Below are 26701 nucleotides of genomic sequence, written 5' to 3'. Positions count from 1 at the left end.
AGCCATCTCAACGCTGGAGATGTATCATTCTCAACCCACGTTAAGCAGCAAGGGCTTTCAGGAAACGGCTGCGCTAATTCTAGCTCAACAAGCTTGCCTTCTGCGCACAATGGCGCTGCACGGTGCTCTGGAACCATTCCCACACACAGGCCATTTTCCAAACACGCTAAACCACTTTCCCAGTAAGGCACAACTAAGCGACGTTGGTTATCCAGCGCCCAAGTATCCCTTTTAGGTAAGCTTCTTGAGGTATCTTCTAAGCATAAACTTGGATATTCACGCATTTGATCATCCGTCAGTTTGCCCTGAATTTTTGCTAATGGGTGATCGGGGCTCGCAACACAACGCCATGACATAAAGCCCATATCGCGGAAGCTATAGCGCTCTCCAATTGGTGAAGCACGGGTCGCTCCAATCGCAACATCCACACGTCCATCGGCTAAAGCATCCCAAACTCCATTAAACACTTCAGGGTGGATATACAGTTCAATATCAGGGAAATGACGATAAAAATCCAAAATCAGCTGTTCCGTACGCTGCGGTTTTACGATGCAATCAACAGCAATACTGAACTGTCCGCGCCATCCATTGGCGACTTGTTGGCATTGATGTCGAGTATCAATCATTTTTTTGATAACACTTCGACTTTCTTTAATAAAGATAACCCCTGCTTCCGTCAATACCACATCACGGTGACGGCGCTCGAATAACGGAACAGCCAACCATTCTTCGACTTGTTTAACTGTATAACTGATAGCTGAAGGGACTCGATGCAGCTCATCCGCAGCACCACTAAAGCTTCCCGTTCGAGCAACTGCGTCTATGACTTCAAGTGCATGAGCTGACCACATTTTCTTTCCTTTCAAATTATTTGATAGCAGAGTCCAAATATTACCGTTTCACAACGTAAAAAAATAGCCCATACAATAAGATAACTATCAACATTATTTTAAATATAGATTAAGCAAAAACTATGACAAATACTGCGACAAAAAACTCCTCTGGATTTTTGATTTATCTTGCTGGCCTAAGCATGCTGGGGTTTTTAGCCATCGATATGTATCTGCCTGCCTTTGGTTCAATGCAAACAACCTTAAATACGACTGAAGGCGCTATCAGCGCATCATTAAGTATCTTTCTAGCGGGCTTCGCGTTTGCCCAGCTATTATGGGGACCCCTTTCAGATAAATTAGGACGCAAACCTATCCTCATTGTTGGGCTTTCGCTGTTCATTATTAGCTGTCTAGCAATGATTTGGGTCACCGATGCCACTCAGTTATTAATCCTTCGATTCTTGCAAGCCGTTGGCGTTTGTTCTGCTGCGGTTTTATGGCAGGCCCTCGTTATCGACCGCTATAACGAAGCTGATACTCAAAAAGTATTTGCCTCTATCATGCCTTTAGTGGCGCTTTCTCCTGCATTAGCGCCACTTTTAGGTGCCTGGGTGCTTGAGCACAAAAACTGGGAATTTATCTTCATCGTGCTGATGATGGTGGGCGTTTTACTCCTGCTACCGACCTTGATGCTAAAAAAAGTTGCACCGAAAGTCATCGCAGAAGAAAACCAGCCACAAACCAAAGTTTCCTTTGCTACCTTGTTAAGCTCCCCTGTTTTCAGTGGTAACGTACTTGTGTACGCAGCGTGTAGCGCTGGCTTTTTTGCATGGTTAACGGGTTCGCCGTTTATTCTACGCAATATGGGCTTTAACCCTGCGGATATCGGCCTGAGTTATATCCCTCAAACACTGGCATTTATTGTCGGGGGATACGGCTGCCGCTTCGTATTAGCAAAAGTTCGCGCTGAAACGTTGTTCCCAATTTTGCTAGCCGGTTATGCCGTTAGCATGATTATTCTCTTTGTGATGGCGATTTATACACAGCCAACATTAACCATGATTTTGGTTCCATTTTGCTTTATGGCAGCAATGAACGGAGCATCATACCCAATTGCAGTCGCCAAAGCCCTCAATACGTTCCCATCTGCTAGTGGTAAGGCTGCTGCACTACAAAATGCGTTACAGTTAGGGTTATGTTTCTTAGCCAGTTTATTAGTGTCTGCTCTTACATTTGACCCTTTACTCGCTACAACTGGTGTGATGGCATTTACTGTAATCCCAATGATTATAGGCTATTTCATGCAGCGTTGTGCCAGCAAATCCAATAATGCGATTAAGCACACTGAATATCAGCATGACTAATCGTTAGTTAACGTTATTTTTTGGCATCATAAAAATCAGTTCCGTTACTATTATTAATAACGGAACTGATTTTTAATAAATACGTTATTTGGTGAATATATCGTTTATAGAGTTAATTTTTTCCCTATAACACGCTATTATTAGCATATTCAATTATGACGTTTTGAAGAGCCATGCTGAAACAGTATTATCCTCCTGATGAATTAAAAGAATTTGTTAGTTCAGTTTTGATTATCAAGAAATTTACTGATGCTATTAAGATCTTCCCAGGCACAGGTGCTGAAATATGGGTTTCGACTGAAAATATCAGTATGTCGACTCACGAACATACATCCGTCAATCCATTTCAGTTAATCATCCCCAGAGTCAATATATTTACGGCTATCCCGAATAATGCCAGCGTGATGGTTCTACGTATTCGCCACGATGCCCTACGTTTTTTACTTCCCCAACGCACGTTAAATTATACGGATATCCCTACTCCGCTTAGCCAAGTTTGGAGTGATAACTGGTTTAAAGCATTGGCCAATTCTTCTTTTAAAGAGTTGAATTCGTGTTTTTATGTCACTAAAGCAACAAAAAAAAACCATTTTATTGACCAAGTTATCGATTCCCTTTATCGCAATCCAAATAAAAAAATTACCGAAATTGCCGATGATATTGGCTACAGCGCACGCTTAGTTCAAAAAGAGTTTTTAAAAGAATTTGGGATCACGCCAAAACGGTACCAGATCAATTGTCGCTTAGAGCAAGTGATGAAAACCATGGTAAAGGAACAAGATACTTATCGTTGGTTTGAAACGGGTTATTATGATCAATCCCACTTTTATCGCGATTTTAAGCGTTACTTTACCATGACACCGTCGGCGTTTTTAAAGTCAAATTATTCGCTTTTTTACAATACAAAAACAAAGTCTCCATTAAGATAGTTCTGAGTACATAAGGAGAATGGTATGAGTATTGTTGTATATGCCCAAATCACTACCGAAAAAAAGGACGGGTATTTAACGAAGAAAATCGTTAGCGAAATTGCCAAACGCAGCCGGATGGAAAAAGGATGTTTGCAGTATGACCTGATGGCAAAAGAAAATGGCTACATTGTGTTTGAAGAGTGGGAAAATGCACAAGCATTAGAAATGTATCAAAAAAGCGCTCATTTCAAACAACTTGTTGACGCGATTGAACGTGACAATGCCATTTTTTCGGTCAATTTTAGTGAGAAGTAATAGAATATTCCGGTGAATTTATTACCTACCGATTCAACAGATTATAGCTCTGCATAGAGCTATAATCTTATCAGGTCAAAACTAGATTGACGATTTTTCGCTATCTACTGAGTCATCACTCTCTTGTTTCTGCTTCAATAACATTTCTTGTTCTTTCTGATGCAAAACACGCTCAACAGTATCAACAATAGCTTGAGTTTGTGGGTCAATCTCAATGTTGACTTTATGACCCAGTCGTTTGCTACCCAGTGTTGTTCTCGCCAACGTTTCTGGGATCAAATGCACGCAGAAACGGTTGTTGATAACATCTCCGACCGTTAAGCTGATTCCATCAATCGCCACAAATCCCTTATGCAAGATATACTTCATCAAGGCTTTATCATAAATAGATAGCCAAACTTGATGATTATCTTCAGAGGTGAAAATCTTACTAATTTCTGCAGTGGTTACAATATGACCCGAAACCACATGTCCGCCAATTTCATCACCATATTTCGCAGCACGTTCAATATTAACCACATCCCCTTCTTTTAAGTCACCTAAATTAGTGAGGCGCAATGTTTCTTTGATTAAATCAAAGCTAACATTCTCCCCCTCAATTTTAGTCACCGTTAAACAGCAACCGTTATGCGCAACGGATGCACCGGTTTCTAAACCCACTAATAATTCTGGCGTGAATTTCATGACATGAGTACGGAAATTAGCTCTTTCCGTGATTGAGATAATTGGAGCGGTTCCTTGAACAATGCCTGTAAACATAATGACTCTCAGTGCAGTGAATTAATGAACTCAGTTTACCTAAGAATTTTCAGAGATCTATCTTATTTGAGTGGTTATATTTATGCTGCCATCACAAAACATTTAAACGGTTTCTATACTAATCTGCTGTTTTATTATTCTTATCTATAACTATGTTGGATTGGTTACATAAAAGAGATAGAATAAGGGGTTAGCATTAACTATCTGATTTTTTAGTAAATCATAGATTTTCATTCCGCTTTTTTCTTTTTTTAATTCGAAACTTATTGTGAAGGTGTATGCGTGCAGAAATATATTACAGAAGCGCGTAGCTTGTTGGCTCTCGGTATCCCTATCTTCTTTGCCCAATTTTCCCAAACCGCCATGGGGTTTGTGGACACCATCATGGCGGGAAGTGTTAGCGAAATCGAAATGTCAGCTGTGGCTGTTGGTTTTTCTATTTGGTTGCCTGCTATTTTATTAGGGCAAGGTATTCTCATGGCGCTCACGCCAATCATCGCTCAAATGAACGGTTCAGGTCGCAGAAACCTAATTGGCGACCAAGTTCAACAAGGCTTGTGGCTAGCCTTTATTTTAGGCGTTAGTATCATGTTACTGTTATATAACAGTAAATTGATCATTAGCAACATGCCTCATATTGACCAAGAGTTAGCCGATAAATCGGTTCGTTTCCTACACGCGATTATGTGGGGAGCCCCAGGTTACCTATTTTATCAAGTGTACCGTAGCCAGTGTGAAGGGTTATCAAAAACCAAACCTGGCATGGTCATTGGTTTTCTTGGCTTGATGGTCAATATTCCAGTGAACTATATCTTCATTTATGGTCACTTTGGAGCACCTGCCTTAGGTGGTGTTGGTTGCGGCGTGGCGACAGCAACGGTGTATTGGGCAATGTGCCTGATGATGAGATGGTATGTTAAACACGCACCAAATCAGAGAGATATTCGCCCTGCTCAGCCATTAGGCGCACCAAATCCAGATATCCTGAAACGCATTATTGTGCTCGGAACACCGATTGGATTAGCGCTGTTTTTTGAGGTTACCCTGTTTGCGGTTGTTGCCCTATTGGTCGCTCCTTTAGGCGTTGTTGCGGTCGCGGGTCACCAAGTAGCGCTTAACTTTAGTTCTGTGATGTTTATGTTCCCATTATCAATGGGTATCGCTGTCACCATTCGAGTTGGCTATAACTTGGGACGTCAATCTACCGATGCCGCAAAAGTCTCTTCCTATACTGGTTTAGCGGTAGGATTAAGTTTAGCTTGCTTAACGGCCATCTTTACCAGTACGTTCCGCGAACCTATCGCCATGATGTATAACAAGAATCCTGAAGTAGTTGTTTTAGCATCTAGCTTGATGCTCTATGCAGCGCTTTATCAGCTTTCAGATTCTATTCAAGTCATTGGTGCTGGTGTGTTACGTGGGTATAAAGATACTCGCTCAATCTTCTTTATTACCTTTACAGCATATTGGATTCTAGGTTTACCGTCTGGCTATGTTTTGGCGTTAACCGACTTCATTACAGAACCGATGGGACCAAAAGGTTTCTGGTTAGGATTTATTATCGGGCTCACTGCGGCGGCTATTGGTATGGCAACACGAATTTTGTGGATCCATCGCCAACCTGACAGTGTCGTTTTATTACGTTCAACGCGATAATTGGCGTAATTTTCAGCATTTTATGGTAAGGCGGTAAATGTTTTTCTGCGAATAGTTTTAAATACGAGCAAACTCTCGCAAAATTACATTTTCCCCTTGCCAGATTGACAGCAGAACGTTAATATTCGTCCCCGTCGTTAGAGCAGTAATAATTGATATGCGTCCGTAGCTCAGTTGGTTAGAGCACCACCTTGACATGGTGGGGGTCGGTAGTTCGAGTCTACTCGGACGCACCATTTAAATTCATCACTAGCGACAAACAAAGTTTCACCTCAGTGCGTCCGTAGCTCAGTTGGTTAGAGCACCACCTTGACATGGTGGGGGTCGGTAGTTCGAGTCTACTCGGACGCACCATTTGAATTTGTCATCAGTGACAAACCAAAGCTTCATCTCAGTGCGTCCGTAGCTCAGTTGGTTAGAGCACCACCTTGACATGGTGGGGGTCGGTAGTTCGAGTCTACTCGGACGCACCATTCTACTTATTCCGAATCATTATTTATCCTGTGCCCTACTTACCCTGATTAAAGTGCTTTTTTCAAATATCATATTTATCTTGATTGTGATTTTGTTTTCCCTTATTTTGTTGCGCAACCCACTTTCAACTGAAAATCTCGCTGTTGTTTGATCTTAATTACTTCTGCATCAAATTTAGCAAAATTTGATTTGTCTCACAGTTTGATGTTGTTTATAATAATCCCACAAGCTGAAAGGTTTCAACAAAGACAAATCAGCATGTTAGCTTTAATGAAAAATGTCATCTACACTATAATAAGAGTCAAAAAGTGACGTTTTTTAAATAACCAGATTTTGAATACCAGACTGTCGCCTATTCTTATAAATGAGTTGCGCAACATAGACTATCTTGCGCATTAAGCATCGGCGGCAATACCGATTTCCTTTATAACCATTAGATAGACTGCCATGAAAAAAACCAAAATTGTTTGTACCATCGGTCCAAAAACCGAATCAGAAGAGAAATTAACTCAGTTATTGGATGCAGGCATGAACGTCATGCGCCTTAACTTCTCCCACGGTGACTATGAAGAACACGGTCAACGTATCAACAACCTCCGCTCTGTCTGTGCAAAAACCGGTAAACAAGCAGCTATTCTGCTGGACACTAAAGGTCCAGAAATCCGCACCATGAAACTGGAAGGCGGCAATGATGTTTCTCTCGTTGCAGGTCAAACTTTCACTTTCACAACAGATACTTCCGTTATCGGCAACCAAGAACGCGTTGCAGTCACTTACCCTGGCTTAACCAAAGACCTGAAAGTGGGTGACACCGTTTTAGTGGATGATGGTTTAATCGGGATGACCGTAACCAACATCACTGCAACTGAAGTCATTTGCCAAGTATTAAACAATGGCGATCTTGGTGAGAAAAAAGGTGTTAACTTACCGGGCGTTTCTATTGGCTTACCTGCTCTGGCAGAAAAAGATAAAGAAGACCTCGTTTTCGGTTGCCAACAAGGTGTCGACTTTGTTGCCGCTTCATTTATCCGTAAACGTTCAGACGTTGAAGAAATTCGCGCTCACCTGAAAAAACACGGTGGCGAGAATATTCAAATCATCTCTAAAATCGAAAACCAAGAAGGTTTAAATAACTTCGACGAAATTCTTGAAGCCTCTGACGGTATCATGGTTGCTCGTGGTGACTTAGGGGTTGAAATCCCGGTAGAAGAAGTTATCTTCGCCCAAAAAATGATGATTGAAAAATGTGTTAAAGCTCGCAAAGTCGTTATCACTGCGACTCAAATGCTAGATTCAATGATCAAAAACCCACGCCCTACCCGCGCAGAAGCTGGTGACGTTGCAAACGCCATCTTAGACGGTACAGATGCTGTTATGCTGTCTGGAGAAAGTGCGAAAGGTAAGTATCCAGTTGAAGCTGTGACTATCATGGCAACTATCTGTGAACGTACTGACCGCGTTATGCCAACGCGTATTGAAAATCAAAAACCAACCCAGCGCTTACGTGTGACTGAAGCTGTCTGCCGTGGTGCCGTTGAAATGTCTGAAAAACTGGACGTGCCATTAATCGTTGTCGCAACTTATGGTGGTAAATCCGCAAAATCAGTACGTAAATACTTCCCTACCGCACCGATTCTGGCTCTGACAACTAACGAAGAAACTGCTCGCCAGTTACTGTTAGTGAAAGGCGTTATTCCGATGATCGTGGGTCCTTTCGAATCCACAGATGATTTCTATCGTGAAGGAAAACGTGCAGCGTTGGAAAGTGGTTTAGCGGTTGAAGGTGATGCCGTCGTGATGGTATCCGGAGCATTAGTACAAAGTGGTACAACAAATACCTCATCAGTACATGTTCTGTAGTTGTCTTGCATCACAGTTGTCCTGCATAATCTAGCGTGACATTAACCCTATTGCTTCACGGCAGTAGGGTTTTTTATTATCTGGAATAACTGAAATTTAGCAATCCGTGCGAAACATAATTTCAATAAGTTACGTTATGATCCGCGAAGATATAATTCACCCAGATTTTGATTACAAAGCATTTACAAAATAAATCATAAAACGATAACCATTCGCTCAAATTTCAAACTAAATAACCCTTAATTGAAATTTTTATTCGTTTTCACCCTGTTAAATATAAAGTATTTCTAGCAAAACTTTGAATTACGTACTAGCATAAGACTTAGTAAGTACCATACCCTAATTTACATTAGGTTGTTTTAAAGGGATAGAGGTAGCTTTAAGATAACGCTCTTAAGTCTATTTTTTGGTTACTTGCTTTTATATTTTCAAGATAAATCAATCTAGAGGGTAAAATAATGATTCGTACTAAAATTGTACTGGGCTCTATCGTATTAGCTTCAGCATTACTGGCGGGTTGTTCTAACAGCACTGAAGTGCAAAAGCTCTCTTCAGACGTGCAAACTCTGAACGGTAAAGTTGACCAACTGAGCAACGACGTTCAGTCTCTGCGTTCTGATGTACAAACTGCACAAGAAGAAGCAGCTCGTGCAAACCAACGTCTGGACAACCAAGTACGTACTTACAAAAAATAAGTCCGGCTTGATGTTATCTAGAAAAGCTTAATAGCTGAATTATTGTTGAGGGCCTATTTTATAGGCCCTTATTTTTTACTTCAAAACTCATTTAAGGTAGGCAGTCATTAGCTTTTAAATGACTGATATTTGGCAGGAATTGAAGACTTCACTTCTCCTTCAAACACAGGTTGTGGTTGAGTAATCGTGAATGGCGCAATTGGTTTTAATTGCTGATAATCGCGTTTCATCGATTCTGAATCATCCCCAACATTAACCCTTACTGGCAATCCTGAACGTCTAGACAACTCTGCTTGAACTTTTGCTTTATCAATGCCTGGGTTACTCGCTAAAAACGCTTGGAAATCTTCAGTCAGCTTGATTGGCATTGTCTGTGGGTCATCACTGTCTTTACGTGACAATGGCTGATGCACCTCAATGTAATAGCTACCATCTGGCTCTTTTGCATATTTAACTGGCTGATCGATAACTTGAACGCGCGTTCCTTTTGGTACGTTAGTAAACAGTGCTTTAATATCATCTGGGCGTAGACGAATACAGCCAGAGCTAACACGCATACCAATACCAAAATTGGCGTTAGTACCGTGGATCAAGTATTCACCACGACCATAAGACAGGCGTAAGGCATACAGCCCCATCGGGTTTTCTGGACCAGCAGGTACCACCGCCGGGAGTGTGATACCCTGCTGTGCATAATGTTTACGGATATTGGTGGTTGGTGTCCATGTAGGGTCTTTAATCAATTGGCTAATGGACGTCACCATTTCAGGTGTATCTCGTCCTAGCTGACCAATACCGATCGGATACACAGCCACTTTATGGCTATTTTCAGGGTAATAATAAAGACGCATTTCCGCTAAGTTAATCACGATACCGGTACGCGGTGTCGAAGGTAATAACATTTGAGCAGGAATAATCAGTGGCTTACCCACTTCAGGTAAATAAGGGTCTGTTCCTGGGTTCGCCTCTAACATCGCCAACAAACCAATCTGATAGTCGCTTGCGATAGCTTCCAGTGGGCGCCCATCGTTAGGCACCACATAGGTGATATTTTCCCCGATCAGGCGTGTGTTGTTATTGGGTAATGGATAATCTTTAGCCTGCGCTGGTGCCAGCACCGCACTCATGACAAACAGACTTACCGCCGTCAAAACTCTTTTCATACCTACTCCAAGGAAAATAAGATTCATTACAAAATTCAAACAATATCGCTCATAATAGCAACTATCTCGAATATCTTTAATACTTAATAAATATTTTAGTCTGCTAATAATTTGAATGTGAGCTAACTTTGTCTCGTCATTGTTAGTTTAGCAATAAAATACAGTGAGTTACTTAGGTATATTTTCTAGGATAAAAATAATAGGAAGAAAAGAAAAGTGTGGGAAATTCCGACAATTTCCCACTGAGTACTTAAAGAAGTTGGTGAGCTCGCGCTAAAATCGACTTAATCATGCCATTTAAACCTTGAGTCCGAGAAGGCGTAAGATGCTGCTCAAGCGCCAATTGCTGGAAAAAGTGTTTTACATCCACAGCAAGGATCTGTTCAGGTGTTTTTCCTTGAAAGAGAATAATCACAATCGCCACTAACCCTTTAACAATAGCGGCATCACTATCTCCGGCAAGAACAACATGACCATCCGGTTGTTTTTGCATATCAATCCACACTTGGCTTTGGCAACCTGCTATCAAGTTATCATCCACCTGTTGAGCTTCAGATAACGCAGGTAATCGCCCGCCCAGTTCAATCATATACAAATAGCGTTCTTCCCAATCTTGGCAACGTGCAAAATTGCGTAATAGCTTCGCTTCATCGGGTAACGCCGACATAATATTTCCTTCTCTCTATCTGCTACAATCTCTATTTGCTGCAATACGGTGACTTCGATATACCATCGGTATCTAGCCAAGTAATTGTTTAACACGCAGTAACGCATTATACAAAGCATCGATATCCTGCTTAGTCGTATAAACACCAATAGATGCCCGACACATCGCAGGAACTTGATAATGTTCCATTAATGGCATAGCACAGTGGTGCCCAGTACGAATAGCAATCCCATATCTATCCAGAAATGCCCCAACATCATAAGCATGATGTTCACCTAAATTAAAGGCTATCACGCCTTCACGTTGGTCATTCCCATATAAATAAAGGGAAGGCACTTGCTTAAGCAAATCCGTCGCATATTGCATCAATTGCTTTTCATACGTAAAAGTTTCGCTTAATCCTAACTCATTGAGATAGTCTAAAGCTGCGCCTAACCCAATGATACCACTAATATTTGGGGTGCCAGCTTCAAATCGCCATGGAATGTCCGCAAATGTGACTCCTTTTTTCAGGCTGACTTGGCGGATCATCGCCCCACCCCCTTCCCAAGGAGGCATTTTTTCAAGCAATGCCTTCTTGCCGTAGAGGATCCCAATACCGGTTGGTCCATATAGCTTATGGCCTGAACAAACATAAAAATCGCAATCTAGCGCTTGTACATCCACCTGTTGATGCATCGCCCCTTGTGCACCATCCACGAGGATGGTCAGCCTATTTCCATACCTCCCTGCAATTTCACGCGCTTGTGAAATCAATTTTTTCACCGGATTAACGGTACCAAGCACATTGGAAATATGAGTGAAACTGAAGAGTTTTGTACGCACATCGATGAGTTGTGCGAGTTGAGTGGCATCGAGGGTACCATCCTCAAGGATAGGCAGGATTCTGACTTCAAAGCCACGCTCTTGCGCCAACATAAACCAAGGAACAATGTTCGCATGGTGCTCCATTTCAGTGATAATAATATTATCACCTTGCTGGATAAACTGGCGCCCAAAGCTATTAGCAACAAGGTTAATCCCTTCCGTCGTCCCTTTGACAAACACTATCTCTTCAGGGGAGGCCGCATGCAAAAAATCCGCGGCTTTTTGGCGAACATTTTCCACCAGCGTGGTGGCATTCGCGCTTAACGTATGAACCCCACGGTGCACTGCCGCGTATTGATGCAACGTAAATTGACTCTCTGCATCCACAACCTGCTGAGGCTTTTGAGCACTCGCCGCACTATCTAAATAGACCAATGGATGGTTATTCACGGATTGCGCTAAGGCAGGAAAATCCTGCCTGACCGATTCAACATCAAATAACATCGGTTTACACCTCCGCTAAGCGTTGATGAATATTCGCCATCACGGCCTGTTTTAACCCATCGATGGTAATAGATTCGGTTAATTCAGCTGCGAATGCATTGATAATCATCTGTTTAGCAGCTTGACTATCAATCCCTCTAGAGCGTAGATAAAAGAGTTGCTCATCATCGATGCGCCCAACCGTTGCCCCATGACCACACTTCACGTCATCAGCATAGATCTCCAGTTGAGGCTTCGTGTCAATTTCCGCTTTTTCACCCAGTAACAGGGTATTGTTAGTCATTTGACCGTCTGTTTTCAGCGCGTTAGGGTCAACTTTGATCATCCCGTTGAATACCGCTTTGCTGCTATCCATGGCGATCACTTTATGCAGCTGTCGGCTATTACAATAACCCGCATTGTGTTCAAGATAGCTGCGTGTGTCGGCAATTTCATTACCTTGCGGCAACAACAGGCTGTTTAACTCGAATTCCGTATTTTCACCGTCAAGACGGCTACTTGTATGATGACGAGTTAGCCCTGCACCTAATAAAAAGCAGCTACTTTTCACTTGGCTATCACGCCCCACCACAATGTCATTATGAGCAAAGTGCTGCGCCTGTGGGTTTTCTGTCATCAGTTTGAAATGGGTAAACTGAGCGTTATCACCCACTTCAACCGTTAAACGCCCACCAGTAAGATGCGCTTGGTCATCTAAACTGACAAAGTGTTCAATCACTTGAGACTGGCTATTGTTCCCCAGAGTCAAATGATAGCGATATTGGCTCATGTTCATTGAGCTTGGATCATGGCTACCACTGGAGATATTCAGTAAATAGAGTGGCTTAGTCGCAACTTTATTGGCAGCTAACTGGATGATAAGCGGTTGAGCCGCTAGGCATTCCGTTAAATGTAAGAAAATCTCGCTGTTCACCGCATCTGGTAGCCAGTCTTGGCTATCGAGCAGAGAAACTTGAAATTCCCCCGTATCGACAGAGCTCAGTTCCGCATTGTAGCGCCCATCCACCAACACAACACGATAGGCATCGATAGCTAATGCGAGTGCGTCACTTAGCGGTGCCTGCTGTTCTTGTGAGCTAAAACGGTAGTGGGTATTTAACACACTGTTTAACGGAGTATAGTGCCAGTCTTCATGACGAAAAGCGGGCAGCCCTACGTGTTTAGCAAGGCTCCAATGGGTTTTAGCGTGCTGAGATTTTCCACCTAATCCTTGCTCATATAGCGTTTCAAAACGGCACATTGCCTGCTGATTTAAAGCATCAACCGCAGCGCGTTTTTCCGCTCTTTCACTGTTGGTCAATAAGCCAGCCATAGCCTTGCTCCTCCAGTTTTTTCGCTAAACTGAAATCACCGGATTTGATGATTTTTCCTTGATACAGGACGTGAACAAAATCAGGTTTTACATAGTCCAAAATGCGCTGATAGTGGGTCACGATAATAAATGAACGCTCTGGTGTACGTAGTGAATTCACGCCATTGGAGACGATTTTTAGCGCATCGATATCTAAACCCGAATCGGTTTCATCTAAAATACATAACTTAGGCTCTAACGCTGCCATCTGTAAAATGTCATTCCGTTTTTTCTCTCCACCGGAGAAACCTACGTTAACTGAACGAGTAAGCAGGTCTTGTGGCATATCCAACAATTCGATTTTATCTTCGATAAAATCTTGGAAATCAAAGCGGTCTAACGCCTCTTGCTGGCGATATTCGCGCACCGCATTCACTGACGTTTGCAGGAAAAATTGGTTACTCACACCCGGAATTTCAACCGGATATTGGAATGCAAGAAAAATCCCTTCACCCGCGCGTTCCTCTGGATCTAACTCAAGTAAATCCTTACCGTTGAATGTCACTTCACCACTATCAATTTGGTAATCTTCACGGCCTGCTAGGGTTGCGGACAAAGTACTTTTACCCGAACCGTTTGGTCCCATAATCGCATGAACTTCACCCGGTTTAATTTCCAGAGACAGCCCTTTTAAAATTTCATTACCTTCTACACTTACATGTAAATCTTTAATACTTAACATATCAACATGCCTTTAGCGCTCAAGCGCAACTAAACTCGGTTAGGATCAGCCCACACTGTGTTCTAAGCTGATAGCCAATAATTTTTGTGCCTCAACGGCAAACTCTAGTGGCAATTCTGAGAAAACATCTTTACAGAAGCCGTTAACAATCATTGAGATAGCGTCATCTTCGCTGATCCCACGTTGCAAGCAATAAAACAGCTGGTCTTCACCAATGCGCGACGTTGTCGCTTCATGTTCTAATTGCGCGGTATTGTTCTTCACTTCCACATACGGGAAGGTATGAGCGCCACATTGGGTACCAATCAGCATGGAGTCACATTGGGTAAAATTACGAGCGTTATGGGCACTCGGAAGTATTTTGACGAGCCCACGATAACTATTTTGGCTTTTACCTGCCGAAATCCCTTTTGAGATAATCGTTGAGCGGGTATTTTTGCCAATGTGGATCATTTTGGTGCCCGTATCCGCTTGTTGGTTACCGTTGGTCAGCGCGACAGAGAAAAATTCCCCAACAGAGTTATCCCCTTTTAAAATCACGCTTGGGTATTTCCACGTAATGGCAGAACCTGTTTCGGATTGTGTCCATGACATTTTGGAATTTTCCCCTTCGCACAGGGCACGCTTAGTCACGAAATTGAGAATTCCCCCCGTTTCGCTATCACCACCCGAGAACCAGTTTTGAACTGTCGAGTACTTCACTTCGGCATCTTTATGGATAATCACTTCCACAACAGCTGCGTGCAATTGATAGCTATCCCTCACTGGTGCTGAACACCCTTCGATGTAACTCACATAACTGCCTTCGTCGGCAATTAATATTGTGCGTTCAAATTGCCCTGTTTTTGCCGCATTAATACGGAAATAAGTCGATAACTCCATAGGGCAACGCACCCCTTTCGGGATGTAAACAAAAGTTCCGTCCGATGCCACGGCTGCATTCAGTGCAGCAAAAAAGTTATCGTGGCTCGAGACGACGCTACCTAAATATTTTTGAACCAGCTCAGGGTATTCTTGAATAGCTTCGCTGAACGAGCAGAAAATGATCCCGTGTTTGGCTAAATCGCCACGGTAGGTTGTTGATACAGAAACGGAGTCAAAAATCGCATCTACCGCCACTTTACTGCCTTCACGGACAGGCACACCAAGCTGATTGAAGGCATCTTCCACTTCGCTCGTCAGGTAATTCGCTTCTTCCGCAGCGCCTGTTGATTGTGTCGCGCCTGGCTGTGAACCACAGGCATCATCACACGACCCGCAAGATGGCGCGGAATAATAGCTATAATCTTGGTAATCCAAATTTGGATAATGGGCTTTCAGCCAGTGTGGCTCTTCCATGCCTTTCCAGTGATTAAAGGCATCAAGACGAAATTGCAGCATCCACTCAGGTTCATTACGCTTCGCAGAAATAGCACGAACCACCTCTTCATTTAGCCCTTTTGCCATCTCATCGGTGGCAACTTGGGTAAAAAAGCCTTCTTTATAACGTTTTTCATCAAGCCAGCTTTGAACATCTTCGCCAACTTCTACATTGCTCTGAGACATAATCTAGCTTCACAAGTTAAACGCCGAAGCTTTCACCACACCCACAGGCATGTTGAGCTTTCGGGTTATTAAATTTAAAAATATGGTTAAGCCCTTCTTGGACATAATCCACTACCGTGCCATCAATGAATGGCATTGCTTTTTTAGGCACATACAAGTGTGCGCCATCGAGTTCAAACACTAAGTGGTCATCGGTTGGGTTTTCAATCATCTCGAAGACGTATCCAAAACCTGCACATCCCGACTGTTTCACGCCGAGGGATAGACCTTTACTATTCGGTGTTTGAAGAACTAACTTATTGATCTGTTTAGCGGCACTTGGGGTTAGGCTGACGCCCTGCCATGAATTTTCATCCAATGAAAATGTTTCTACACCACCAGTCATATTGACCTCACTTTTCTTATGGTTTTTCAGCCTGTTATCAGCGATTTCTTCTCTATATGACATGGTAATGATTACCCATATGACTTCAACCATTTGTTTTAAGAGGTTATAGCGATGAGAACGGTTTACTGACAGGATTTTAGTTTATGGAAATATCTAACCAATTAATAATTAAGAAATAAATCTCATTCATGATAATGTTTTTTATGTATTATTGAGTACATAAAAATAACACAAATTAATAAAGTGATATTCGGTTTAGTACCACATTCATTGAATGAGAATGAATAAATTAGATAAGTTATAAAGAATTGATATGAAAGATAAATATAGGATTGATACCCTCAAATAAACTGAGGGTATCAGAAGAAACAAACTGCTGATTATTCAAACAATACGGCAGTTGTTAAACGGGAGGTGCAACACAGTTGGTTTTTCTCGTTAAAAATTTCGATATTCCACACTTGCTGACGGCGCCCTAGATGAATCGGTTTGCATACACCTCTCACCACACCTTCTCGCGCTGCACGAATATGGTTTGCGTTAATTTCCACACCAACTACACGTTGATCACCTTCACTGCATAGGTAGCCTGCGATTGAACCTAAGGATTCAGCCAATACAACCGAAGCACCACCGTGTAGCAAACCAAAAGGCTGTTTGGTGCGATGGTCGACTGGCATGGTACCTTCAAGGTAGTCATCACCAAAGCCTGTAATTTCAATCCCTATATGGCCTAACATACAGCTTTCAGCCATTGCCGCCATTTGTTGCAAGTTAAATTGACGCTTCCAAATCATGAAACAATCTCCAGTAAGGCTTGAATTGGGTGTTTGATTGCCGTTTTTTCCATTCGTTTTACTTGGCTACGACAAGAATATCCCGAACTTAAGCAGCGTTCTAGGGGTAGTTTTTCTATCGCAGGTTTCCACGATAGATTGTAAATACCTTTTGAATTCTCAAGGTTAGCGACTTCATGACCATAAGTTCCCGCCATTCCACAGCATCCAACACTCACATTAGTGAGTTTACGCCCGTAACGGGAAAACAGTGCAGCCCATTGGTTGGCGCTATTGGGTAATGCCGTTGATTCGGTACAGTGACCAAAGAGATACCAAGGCTGCTCATCAGTTCCGTCATTTTTGGTTTGTTCCGGTAATGAGATTAGCCATTCATGAGCCAGCATTACCGTAAATTGGCATTGCTCCTCACCTAAAATTTCATGATATTCATCGCGATAACACAGTACCAATGCAGGGTCGACACCCACCATCGGTAATTGCAGTTTAGCAACACGATTTAAAAAGTCTGATGTTTTACGTGCAGTTTTCGCAAAACGGCTTAAGAAACCTTTGATATGTTGTGCTTTGCCATTCGGTGAGAATGGGAGTAACACAGGCTTATAGCCTAACTTTTCGATCAGACGAACAAAATCCACCACCACTTTTGCATCATAGTAGCTAGTGAACGGGTCTTGCACCACGAGCACATGTTTTTCGCGCTGGCTAGCAGACATTCCTTCAAGTTGTTCTAATGTCAGGGAGGTCGCTGCATGCCCTGATAACTCCTGTTTCAGCGTCGGTTGAGAAAATAACGGTAAATCCACCATACCAATAGTGTGTTCGCTCAGTTTCTGAACCACCGTTTGACGCAAGAAGAAGTTAAAAACGCCCGGTGCTTTTGACATTAACGGAGCACTAGCTTCCACATTCGCCACAATATGGTCACGAACTGGTCGCAAGTAACGGCTATGATATAGCGCAAGAAATTTTGCCCGGAAAGACGGCACATCAATTTTAATGGGGCACTGAGTCGAGCACGCTTTACAGGCTAAACACCCAGACATTGACTCTTTTACTTCATGGGAGAAATCATAATCCCCTTGCTTCGCCCGCCATGAGTTACGCGTTTTTTCAATCAACCCACGTAACGATGGAGACTCGCTTTTCACGCCTTTTTCAATTTGCTCTGGTGTAACGCCCTGCTCCGCCAATAAACGCAGCCATTCTCGAACTAACGTTGCACGACCTTTCGGTGAATGCACGCGCTGGCGGCTAATTTTCATCGATGGGCACATTTGACTTTTTACATCAAAGTTGAAACAAAGCCCGTTGCCGTTACAATCCATCGCACCTCGGAACTCTTGGCGTATTTGAATTGGGATTTGACGATCGTATGTGCCGCGTTTGGTTGCATCCACCTGTTTCATTGGGGCATCGATACCCGCAGGTGGACAAATTTTTCCGGGGTTCAAACGGTTATAGGGATCAAATGCCGCCTTAATATTACGCAGCTCACCGTAAAGCACTTCACCAAAGAATTCTGGGCTATATTGCGCTCTGAAGCCTTTACCGTGTTCCCCCCACAGTAAGCCGCCATATTTTGCAGTCAAAGTAACAATTTCATCCGAAATTTGCTTCATTAACATTTCTTGCTGAGGGTCGCACATATCTAATGCTGGGCGAACGTGTAAAACACCTGCATCCACATGACCAAACATCCCATAATTTAGTTTATGGCTATCCAGTAGCGCTCTGAATTCCTCGATATAATCCGCAAGATGCTCCGGTGGTACACAGGTATCCTCAACAAATGGGATGGGTTTCGCGGCACCTTTGCTGTTACCCAATAATCCCACCGCTTTTTTGCGCATATTATAGATACGAGTAATATCAGCAAGGTCATGACAAACTTGGTAGCCAATCACGCCCGCTTGCTGACTCGCCATCAATTCATCAAGGCGCTGGCATAAGCTATCAGTCAAACGATTGATTTCATCTGCATCATCGCCACTAAACTCAACAATGTTCAGCCCAAGCATCTCTTTATTCGGTACATCGGTGATCAGCGATTTTACGGAGTGCCAAACAATATCTTCTTTCGCAAGATTCAAAACTTTCGAGTCGACAGTTTCTACCGAGAGTGCTTGCGCCTGCACCATAAATGGTGCGTTACGCAATGCGGATTCAAACGAATCATATTTGACGTTCACCAAACGGCGCACTTTCGGTAGCGGCGTAATATCCAACGTGGCTTCCGTAATAAACGCCAGCGAGCCTTCAGACCCTGTTAAAATTCGCGTTAAATCAAACTGAGTAAGGTCATCATTAAAAACATGGCGTAAGTCATAGCCCGTTAAAAATCGGTTTAGTTTTGGAAATTTTTCTTCAATTAACGGACGTTGCTCTAAGCAGCGTTCAAGTACAGTTTTATAGATACGCCCTTCGACTGAATCCTCTAACGCAATCGTTTGGGCGAGTTCGATAGGCATAGCGCGAGTATCAAGGCAAGCGCCACCCAAAACCATCGCTTTAACCCCTAAAACATGGTCTGACGTTTTGCCATACACTAATGATCCCTGTCCAGAAGCATCTGTGTTGATCATCCCGCCCAATGTCGCACGGTTACTTGTGGATAGCTCCGGAGAGAAAAAGTAGCCATACGGTTTTAGAAATTGGTTGAGTTGGTCTTTAATCACGCCAGCTTCAACTTTTACCCATCCCTGTTCTGGGTTGATTTCTAAAATTCGATTCATATAGCGGGACATGTCCACTACAATCCCTTCGGTGAGTGATTGCCCATTAGTGCCCGTTCCCCCGCCGCGTGGCGTGAAACTTAATTCACGGTATTTGTCTTGCCCTGCGACGCGCGTAATGATTTGTACGTCAGCGCTGGAACGCGGGAAGATGACAGCTTGTGGTAATAGTTGGTAAATGCTGTTGTCAGTCGCCATGGATAAACGCTCAGCGTAGCTGGTGCCAGTATCACCAGTAAAACCTTGCTGTTGTAGCTCGTGCAGAAATTGGATAGCTAACTGACTAAGATGTGGTGCTTCAGATATACGCGGGATCATTATTAATCATGACTCTTGTTGTTGAGTAATCGCATTTGTCGTTATGTACTATCTTTAGTTTAAGTAGCACAATAGGCACAAGGTTTATTGGAGAGTGTTCCCTCGCAGCCTGTAAAGATAGCGCATCTGCCGGTGACATTGTCAGTAAAACCATATCACAATATTGTTTCTTTTAAGCATGAAAAATAATTACACTATTTTCACCTGTAAAAGCCCTAACCCCACAGAATTTTCATTTGTTAAGGATTGATCATTAATGGAAAAATCGCAAAAACGTTTGGATTTACCCAAACTCGTCCTTGGACTGCTCTCCATTATCTTTATGATAGCGACCTGTTTTTGGGTCTTAAGCCCATTTATTTTAGGATTCGTATGGGCGGGGATGATGGTGATTGCTACTTGGCCAATTCTCTTACGACTACAAGCACGCCTATGGAATAAGCGCTGGCTTGCTTCGCTGACCATGGTTCTACTGATCTTCCTTCTTTTTGTTATTCCAACCAGTATTTTGATTGGCAGCATTATTCAAAACAGTGCGCCGCTTATCGAATTGGCGAAGTCACCGGCCAGTATCACCTTGCCGGATTTAGAGTGGCTGAATCAAGTGCCTATGGTCGGAGAGAAACTGTATTACGCTTGGCACAGTTTAGTAGCAAGTGGTGGTAATGCGTTATTGGCTAAAGTACAACCTTATTTCGGTCAAGCCGCAGGATGGTTTGCAACGCAGGCCGTTAGTGCCAGCCGCTTCTTATTCCACCTCGTATTGATGCTGCTGTTTAGTGGGCTGCTCTATTATAAAGGCGAGCTGGTGACAATCGGTGTTCGTCACTTTGCTGTACGTCTTGCGGGCATCCGCGGCGATGCGGCTGTGGTACTTGCAGCACAATCTATTCGTGCAGTCGCACTTGGCGTAGTTGTTACTGCGTTAATTCAAGCCATTGTGGGTGGGGTTGGTCTTGCTCTATCGGGTATTAGCTATGCTGCCATTTTAACGGTCTTGATTTTTATCTGCTGTGTTGCACAACTTGGCCCACTATTAGTCATGGTACCTTCCGTTCTGTGGCTATTTTGGACGGGAGATACTACCTGGGCAATTATTCTCGGGGTTTGGGCGGCAGTGGTTGCCACTATGGATGGAGTGCTACGACCTTGGCTAATTAAAATGGGTGCAGATCTTCCTATGGTGCTTATTTTAGTGGGAGTTATCGGCGGTATCTTATCATTCGGTATGATTGGCTTATTCATTGGTCCTGTGGTGCTGGCTGTCTCGTATAGCCTGCTCAAAGCGTGGATGAATGAAGTGGCACCACCAAGTGAAAATTTAGAAGCCACCGAAAAATTCCTTGAAGAAGAATTCTTAATGAAGAAATAAATTTCATTTAATTCGAGAAAACATGTTTCATTTTGGACATGTTTTCTCGACTATCTATTCTCATTAATATTTAGAAACAATATTTAACACACTACTGTTAGTTTTTATCTTTAATTATGTTAATATTCTCCACATCGAATGAATAATCATTTGGGAACAATAAGTAATATGGTATTAAGAGTGTTCCGAGTGATTAACTTATTTAAACAGTTTAATATATCCCTGTTAATATCTCTTCGATAACGAATTAATAAGTTATGTTATTTAATTTCTAACGTGACTTACTTAACCAAATTGCTGTGTGTAGTCTTTGCCTGTCAGCCCATGATAGGCTTTTTTTTTATCTCTATCTCCCCCAAACTCCGCTTCTCTGTTGCATAGTTAATATAATATTCCAATTACTCTCTCTATACGTAATTACGCATAATTAGAGTAATGGATTTAATGGTTTTAATTATTTAATAACTTTTTATTTAACATTAATAATGAATCCATTTATGAGACTATAGTTTTATTTTGCTGAAAATCTGAATAATATATTATGAATATTTACGTAAATTAAACTTACATTGAGTTTAATTCTATCGCTGTAATAGGTTGTCTCTATATATAAACAAAGGTCGGCAAATAATAATTATTTACCGACCTTCTTATAATGAACAATCTAAAAATGAATAATTAAATTATTGATTTCCAGCGATTGTTAGCCAAGTGTGCACTACTGTGTCTGGGTTCAACGATAAGCTATCAATGCCCTCATCCACCAGCCATTGTGCAAAATCTTGGTGGTCTGATGGGCCTTGCCCACAAATACCGACATATTTGTTCTGACGCTTCGCAGCCTTAATTGCCATTGACAACATTGCCTTAACCGCATCATTACGTTCATCAAACAATTCAGATACAACACCAGAGTCTCTATCAAGACCGAGGGTTAACTGAGTCATGTCGTTAGAACCAATGGAGAAGCCATCGAAATGTTCAAGGAACTGATCAGCTAGCAGTGCGTTAGATGGGATTTCACACATCATAATCACTTTTAAGCCATTCTCACCACGTTTCAGGTCATGTTTTGCCAGCTCAGCAACCACCGACTCGGCTTGTGCTACTGTGCGAACAAACGGAATCATAACTTCAACGTTAGTCAGACCCATCTTATTACGAACGCGTTTAACGGCTTCACACTCCAGTGCAAAACATGCACGGAAGCTATCTGACACATAACGCCCCGCCCCACGGAAGCCCAACATAGGGTTCTCTTCCTTCGGCTCATATTTATCGCCACCAACGAGGTTGGCATACTCATTGGATTTAAAGTCAGATAAACGCACGATCACGCGTTTTGGCCAGAATGCTGCAGCGAGTGTTGAAATCCCTTCCGTCAGCTTGCTAACGTAGAATTCAACAGGGTCGTCATAGCCGACCATCATATTGCGGATTTCTGCTTGTAATTCTGGCGTCTGAGCATCGAACTCTAGCAGTGCTCTTGGGTGAACACCTATCATGCGGTTGATGATAAATTCGAGTCTCGCTAAGCCAACACCTTCGTTTGGTAAACACGCAAAATCAAATGCACGGTCTGGGTTACCGACGTTCATCATGATTTTGACGTTCAAATCAGGCATGTCGTTCACTTCTGAACTGTGGATTTCAAACGCCAATTTACCGTCATAAACAAAGCCAGTATCCCCTTCAGCACAAGAAATAGTGACATCTTGGTCTTCTTTCAGGCGTTCAGTTGCATCACCACAACCAACAACGGCAGGGATACCAAGCTCACGCGCGATGATCGCCGCATGGCAAGTACGACCGCCACGGTTTGTTACGATAGCAGCCGCTTTTTTCATGATAGGTTCCCAATCGGGGTCCGTCATGTCCGTCACTAATACGTCACCCGGCTGAATTCTATCCATCTCACTTAAGTTATGGATGACTTTAACCGAACCTGCGCCAATGCGATGACCGATTGCACGACCTTCAACTAAGACCTGCCCTTGGTCTTTCAGTTTATAACGCTCCATAACCTGTTGGTTAGAACGAACGGTTTCCGGACGCGCTTGAACAATATATAGACGACCATTATGACCATCTTTTGCCCATTCGATATCCATTGGACGACCGTAGTGTTTTTCGATCTGTAAAGCTTGACGAGCCAGCTCTTCCACTTCGTGATCGGCTAAAGAGAAACGATTGCGTAGTGCTTCTGGCACATCTTCAATCTTCACTTGTTTACCGTGCTCTTTACTGTCGGCATAGACCATCTGCAATTTTTTAGAGCCTAATGTACGACGTACAATCGCAGGCTTATTATTTTGCAGGGTTGGTTTATGGACATAGAACTCATCTGGGTTTACCGCGCCCTGTACCACCATCTCGCCGAGACCATATGCGGAGGTAATAAACACGACTTGGTCAAAACCAGACTCAGTATCGATAGTAAACATAACGCCGGAAGAAGCGAGGTCAGAACGCACCATTCGTTGTACACCCGCAGATAACGCGACGCCACGATGGTCGTAGCCTTGGTGTACACGATAAGAAATAGCACGGTCATTAAACAGCGACGCAAATACATGTTTAATGGCAACCAATACCGCATCAATCCCTTGAACGTTGAGGAATGTCTCTTGCTGCCCAGCAAATGAGGCATCAGGCATATCTTCAGCGGTTGCTGATGAGCGAACAGCGAATGACGCTTCGGCTTCACCTTCAGATAATTGAAGGAAAGCTTCACGAATATCCTGCTCTAATGCTTGCGTCAATGGGGTATCAATCACCCATTGGCGGATCTGAGCACCGGCTGCCGCCAGTTGGTTCACATCATCAATATCCGTTTCATCTAGCAGGTTGTAAATACGCTGGTTTACACCGCTCTGCTCCAGAAAATCATTAAACGCCTGTGCGGTTGTCGCAAAACCGTTTGGTACGGATACACCAAGATCGGACAAGTTGGTGATCATTTCACCGAGGGAAGCGTTTTTGCCTCCAACACGGTCAACATCGTTCATCCCTAATTGGTTATACCAAAGTACATTACACGGAGTAAGGCCATTTGTGGACATTGAAAGCGATCCTTTTATAGCAATTTAGTGACAGACAACAAATCGTAAAAAATCTCGTTGGCGAAAATTCGCCTCGCGAATAGACTAGCACAGACGTTATGGGAAGATGGACTGGTGAATCGTTCCATCAATTAATAAAATTTTTTTGTTCTAAAAATTGTTCAAAATTTGTCTATACTTCCCCCCATAAATGATTTTTAAATGTTTATTCACTTACAATATTTTCCAAAACTCAGAAAAAATACGATAAAAAGAAGCCAGTTATGAGCGAATTAAATTCTATGAGTAAAAATGCCAGCCAAGTTCAACGTACCGTTTTTTTTATCTCTGATGGCACCGCAATCACAGCTGAAACGTTAGGGCACGCCGTCTTATCTCAATTTCCATTATCCTTTATTTCTTACACTTTACCGTTTGTTACCACGCAAGCACGAGCGCTTGAAATTAAACAAAAAATTGACACTATTTATGCTGAAACAGCCCTTCGTCCACTGGTGTTTTATTCAATAATTTCCTCAGAAGTGAAAGAAATCATCACTCAAAGTGCAGGATTTTGTCAGGATATTGTGCAAAGTTTGGTCGCCCCAATACAGCGAGAAGTCGGGTTAGAACCGGAGCCAAAACTCAATCGTACTCACGGGTTATCCATGCAAAATATGAATCAATATGATGCCCGTATTGCAGCAATTGAATATACCCTCGCTCATGATGATGGCATTTCATTACGTAACCTTGAACAAGCTCAAGTAATCTTAATTGGCGTCTCTCGCTGCGGTAAAACACCAACAAGCTTATATTTAGCGATGCAATTTGGCATACAAGCCGCCAACTACCCATTCACTGCCGATGATATGGACAATTTACAGCTGCCTGCCGCATTACGTCCCTATACCCATAAACTTTTTGGTTTAACTATCAGCCCTGAACGCCTTGCCGCAATTCGTGAAGAACACAGAGAAAATAGCCGTTACGCCTCGCTTCGCCAGTGTCGTATTGAAATTGCTGAAGTAGAAGCGCTATTTAGACAGAATAAAATCAATTACTTAAATACTACCAACTACTCTGTTGAAGAAATTTCAGCCAAAGTGATTGATACGATGGGATTACAGCGTCGTATTTTTTAGCAAAATAAAATATAAAAAATTATTCATTCAACCCAAGTTGGTGGTTTGAATTTGAGCCAGTTTCGTTTATTGTGACCTTAGTCACTAATACGGCTGTACAAAAAGGCTCAGCCGAGTAAAAGTTTTGAGAAACAAAATGCATAAAACAGATGAGTTACGAACTCAGCGAGTGGACAGTTTAATTACGCCACAAACACTCGCTGAGGAATTTCCGATATCCCAAGCAATCGCCGATAACGTGACAGCGTCACGTAAACGAATTGAAAAGATCCTATCAGGTGAAGACCCGCGTTTGCTGGTGATTGTAGGTCCTTGCTCTATTCATGACATTGATGCCGCAATTGAATACGCTAATAAGCTAAATACGTTACGCCAAAAATATCAAGATCGCTTAGAAATTGTCATGCGCACCTATTTTGAAAAACCGCGTACCGTTGTGGGCTGGAAAGGTTTAATTTCTGACCCGCACCTTGATAACTCATGCCAAGTGAACACCGGCATTCGTTTAGCGCGCAAGCTTTTGATTGAAGTTAATCAATTAGGATTAGCAACCGCTACTGAATTCCTCGACATGGTGACAGGACAATATATTGCGGACTTAATTAGCTGGGGAGCGATTGGCGCTCGTACCACCGAAAGCCAGATCCATCGTGAAATGGCATCAGCGCTCTCCTGCCCTGTTGGTTTTAAAAATGGTACCGATGGTAATATCAATATCGCTATTGATGCTATTCGTGCCGCCAAAGCGCAGCATATGTTTTTATCACCAGATAAGAGCGGGCAGATGACAATCTACCAAACCAGTGGTAACCCTCATGGGCATATCATTATGCGTGGTGGCAAGAAGCCTAACTATGAAGCGCAGTACATTTCACAAGCTTGTGAAAAATTAAATGAGTTTGGTTTAGCTGAGCATTTAGTGGTGGACTTCAGCCATGGTAACTGCCAGAAAATTCATCGTCGCCAATTAGATGTAGCGCAAGATATCGCTCAACAGATTAAGCAAGGCTCAACAGCAATTAGTGGTGTGATGGCAGAAAGCTTCTTAAAAGAAGGCAATCAAAAAATCTGTGCAGATCAGCCTCTAGTTTATGGTCAATCAATTACCGATCCATGTTTGGGTTGGGAGGACACTGAACAATTGATTGAAATACTGGCTGACGCAGTTAACTTCCGCTTTAAATAACCTTTTCATCCAAAAATGACACCTGCGCTTTAGCTTATTTTCAATCTAAAGCGCTTATTTTCATTTGCCCTCTAAATAACTCACTGCAAACACATTCATCTAAAGAAATAATTAACTATTTATTTTGAAAAAC

Annotated in this window: 21 protein-coding genes and 3 tRNA genes; 12 read left to right on the top strand and 12 right to left on the bottom strand. The window is 42.6% G+C overall.

Features of this window, described 5'->3' with window-relative positions:
• A partial coding sequence (punR, locus tag GKR71_RS19835; RefSeq protein WP_154634755.1) for a DNA-binding transcriptional activator PunR occupies positions 1–851 on the bottom strand: 851 nt, incomplete at its 3' end.
• Positions 852–973: 122 nt separating this feature from the next.
• On the opposite strand from punR, the gene punC reads away from it, so the two are divergent.
• From punC to GKR71_RS19820, 3 genes are all read left to right on the top strand, one after another.
• On the top strand, positions 974–2197 hold the full coding sequence (punC, locus tag GKR71_RS19830) for a purine nucleoside transporter PunC (protein ID WP_036953535.1): 1224 nt from the start codon (positions 974–976) through the stop codon (positions 2195–2197).
• Positions 2198–2370: 173 nt separating this feature from the next.
• The gene (locus tag GKR71_RS19825; RefSeq protein WP_036953538.1) at positions 2371–3126 is read left to right on the top strand and encodes a helix-turn-helix transcriptional regulator; all 756 of its coding nucleotides are present in this window, start codon (positions 2371–2373) and stop codon (positions 3124–3126) included.
• Positions 3127–3150: 24 nt separating this feature from the next.
• Positions 3151–3423, top strand: coding sequence for a putative quinol monooxygenase (locus GKR71_RS19820; RefSeq protein WP_036953541.1), 273 nt, complete (start codon positions 3151–3153; stop codon positions 3421–3423).
• Positions 3424–3504: 81 nt separating this feature from the next.
• Here the strand turns inward: GKR71_RS19820 and GKR71_RS19815 are convergent, their stop codons facing one another.
• Positions 3505–4182 (bottom strand): riboflavin synthase subunit alpha, encoded by a 678-nt coding sequence (locus tag GKR71_RS19815; RefSeq protein ID WP_154599989.1) that lies wholly within the window; start codon positions 4180–4182, stop codon positions 3505–3507.
• Between the two features lie 282 nt (positions 4183–4464).
• On the opposite strand from GKR71_RS19815, the gene GKR71_RS19810 reads away from it, so the two are divergent.
• The 6 genes from GKR71_RS19810 to GKR71_RS19785 all read left to right on the top strand — a co-directional run bounded on the left by GKR71_RS19810 (position 4465) and on the right by GKR71_RS19785 (position 8867).
• A complete protein-coding gene (locus tag GKR71_RS19810; protein WP_036953546.1) occupies positions 4465–5838 on the top strand; it encodes an MATE family efflux transporter in 1374 nt (457 codons plus the stop codon).
• Between the two features lie 159 nt (positions 5839–5997).
• Positions 5998–6074: transfer RNA gene (locus tag GKR71_RS19805), tRNA-Val, on the top strand.
• Positions 6075–6115: 41 nt separating this feature from the next.
• A tRNA-Val gene (locus tag GKR71_RS19800) sits at positions 6116–6192 on the top strand.
• A gap of 42 nt (positions 6193–6234) precedes the next feature.
• Positions 6235–6311 (top strand) — tRNA-Val (locus GKR71_RS19795).
• A gap of 448 nt (positions 6312–6759) precedes the next feature.
• Positions 6760–8172 carry a pyruvate kinase PykF gene (gene pykF / locus GKR71_RS19790; protein WP_036950412.1) on the top strand — a complete coding sequence of 471 codons (1413 nt, stop codon included), beginning with the start codon at positions 6760–6762 and terminating at the stop codon, positions 8170–8172.
• Positions 8173–8630: 458 nt separating this feature from the next.
• A complete protein-coding gene (locus tag GKR71_RS19785; protein WP_004263789.1) occupies positions 8631–8867 on the top strand; it encodes a major outer membrane lipoprotein in 237 nt (78 codons plus the stop codon).
• A gap of 107 nt (positions 8868–8974) precedes the next feature.
• On the opposite strand, the gene GKR71_RS19780 is transcribed toward GKR71_RS19785, so the two are convergent.
• The 9 genes from GKR71_RS19780 to ydiJ all read right to left on the bottom strand — a co-directional run bounded on the left by GKR71_RS19780 (position 8975) and on the right by ydiJ (position 19824).
• Positions 8975–10030, bottom strand: coding sequence for a L,D-transpeptidase family protein (locus GKR71_RS19780; protein WP_036950414.1), 1056 nt, complete (start codon positions 10028–10030; stop codon positions 8975–8977).
• Positions 10031–10280: 250 nt separating this feature from the next.
• Complete coding sequence (sufE, locus tag GKR71_RS19775; RefSeq protein WP_036950416.1) at positions 10281–10697, bottom strand: cysteine desulfuration protein SufE; 417 nt, start codon at positions 10695–10697, stop codon at positions 10281–10283.
• 72 nt (positions 10698–10769) lie between these two features.
• Complete coding sequence (gene sufS / locus GKR71_RS19770) at positions 10770–12008, bottom strand: cysteine desulfurase SufS (RefSeq protein WP_154634754.1); 1239 nt, start codon at positions 12006–12008, stop codon at positions 10770–10772.
• A gap of 4 nt (positions 12009–12012) precedes the next feature.
• Positions 12013–13320, bottom strand: coding sequence for a Fe-S cluster assembly protein SufD (gene sufD / locus GKR71_RS19765; RefSeq protein ID WP_154634753.1), 1308 nt, complete (start codon positions 13318–13320; stop codon positions 12013–12015).
• The gene (gene sufC / locus GKR71_RS19760) at positions 13295–14041 is read right to left on the bottom strand and encodes a Fe-S cluster assembly ATPase SufC (protein WP_036950422.1); all 747 of its coding nucleotides are present in this window, start codon (positions 14039–14041) and stop codon (positions 13295–13297) included. Before sufC ends, sufD begins: the two co-directional genes overlap by 26 nt.
• Positions 14042–14086: 45 nt before the next feature.
• Entirely contained in the window at positions 14087–15586 is a 1500-nt protein-coding gene (gene sufB, locus GKR71_RS19755; RefSeq protein WP_036950424.1) for a Fe-S cluster assembly protein SufB, read from the bottom strand.
• 16 nt (positions 15587–15602) lie between these two features.
• The gene (gene sufA, locus GKR71_RS19750) at positions 15603–15971 is read right to left on the bottom strand and encodes a Fe-S cluster assembly scaffold SufA (RefSeq protein WP_036950521.1); all 369 of its coding nucleotides are present in this window, start codon (positions 15969–15971) and stop codon (positions 15603–15605) included.
• A gap of 383 nt (positions 15972–16354) precedes the next feature.
• The gene (locus GKR71_RS19745; protein ID WP_036950426.1) at positions 16355–16771 is read right to left on the bottom strand and encodes a hotdog fold thioesterase; all 417 of its coding nucleotides are present in this window, start codon (positions 16769–16771) and stop codon (positions 16355–16357) included.
• On the bottom strand, positions 16768–19824 hold the full coding sequence (ydiJ, locus tag GKR71_RS19740) for a D-2-hydroxyglutarate dehydrogenase YdiJ (RefSeq protein WP_154609919.1): 3057 nt from the start codon (positions 19822–19824) through the stop codon (positions 16768–16770). The genes GKR71_RS19745 and ydiJ overlap by 4 nt, the downstream gene beginning before the upstream one ends.
• A gap of 256 nt (positions 19825–20080) precedes the next feature.
• Between ydiJ and ydiK the strand changes: the two genes are divergently transcribed.
• A complete protein-coding gene (gene ydiK, locus GKR71_RS19735) occupies positions 20081–21196 on the top strand; it encodes an AI-2E family transporter YdiK (protein ID WP_036950431.1) in 1116 nt (371 codons plus the stop codon).
• Between the two features lie 683 nt (positions 21197–21879).
• Here the strand turns inward: ydiK and ppsA are convergent.
• Positions 21880–24258: a phosphoenolpyruvate synthase gene (ppsA, locus tag GKR71_RS19725; RefSeq protein ID WP_108479015.1), complete on the bottom strand. Its 2379-nt coding sequence runs from the start codon at positions 24256–24258 to the stop codon at positions 21880–21882.
• A gap of 281 nt (positions 24259–24539) precedes the next feature.
• Between ppsA and ppsR the strand changes: the two genes are divergently transcribed.
• Positions 24540–25382 carry a posphoenolpyruvate synthetase regulatory kinase/phosphorylase PpsR gene (ppsR, locus tag GKR71_RS19720; protein ID WP_154634758.1) on the top strand — a complete coding sequence of 281 codons (843 nt, stop codon included), beginning with the start codon at positions 24540–24542 and terminating at the stop codon, positions 25380–25382.
• Between the two features lie 136 nt (positions 25383–25518).
• Positions 25519–26568 carry a 3-deoxy-7-phosphoheptulonate synthase gene (locus GKR71_RS19715; protein WP_154599993.1) on the top strand — a complete coding sequence of 350 codons (1050 nt, stop codon included), beginning with the start codon at positions 25519–25521 and terminating at the stop codon, positions 26566–26568.
• Positions 26569–26701: the final 133 nt, after the last annotated feature.

The organism is Providencia sp. wls1922 (assembly GCF_009706505.1).
GTDB lineage: Bacteria > Pseudomonadota > Gammaproteobacteria > Enterobacterales > Enterobacteriaceae > Providencia > Providencia lanzhouensis.
This window is presented reverse-complemented; position numbering and strand designations above follow the sequence as displayed.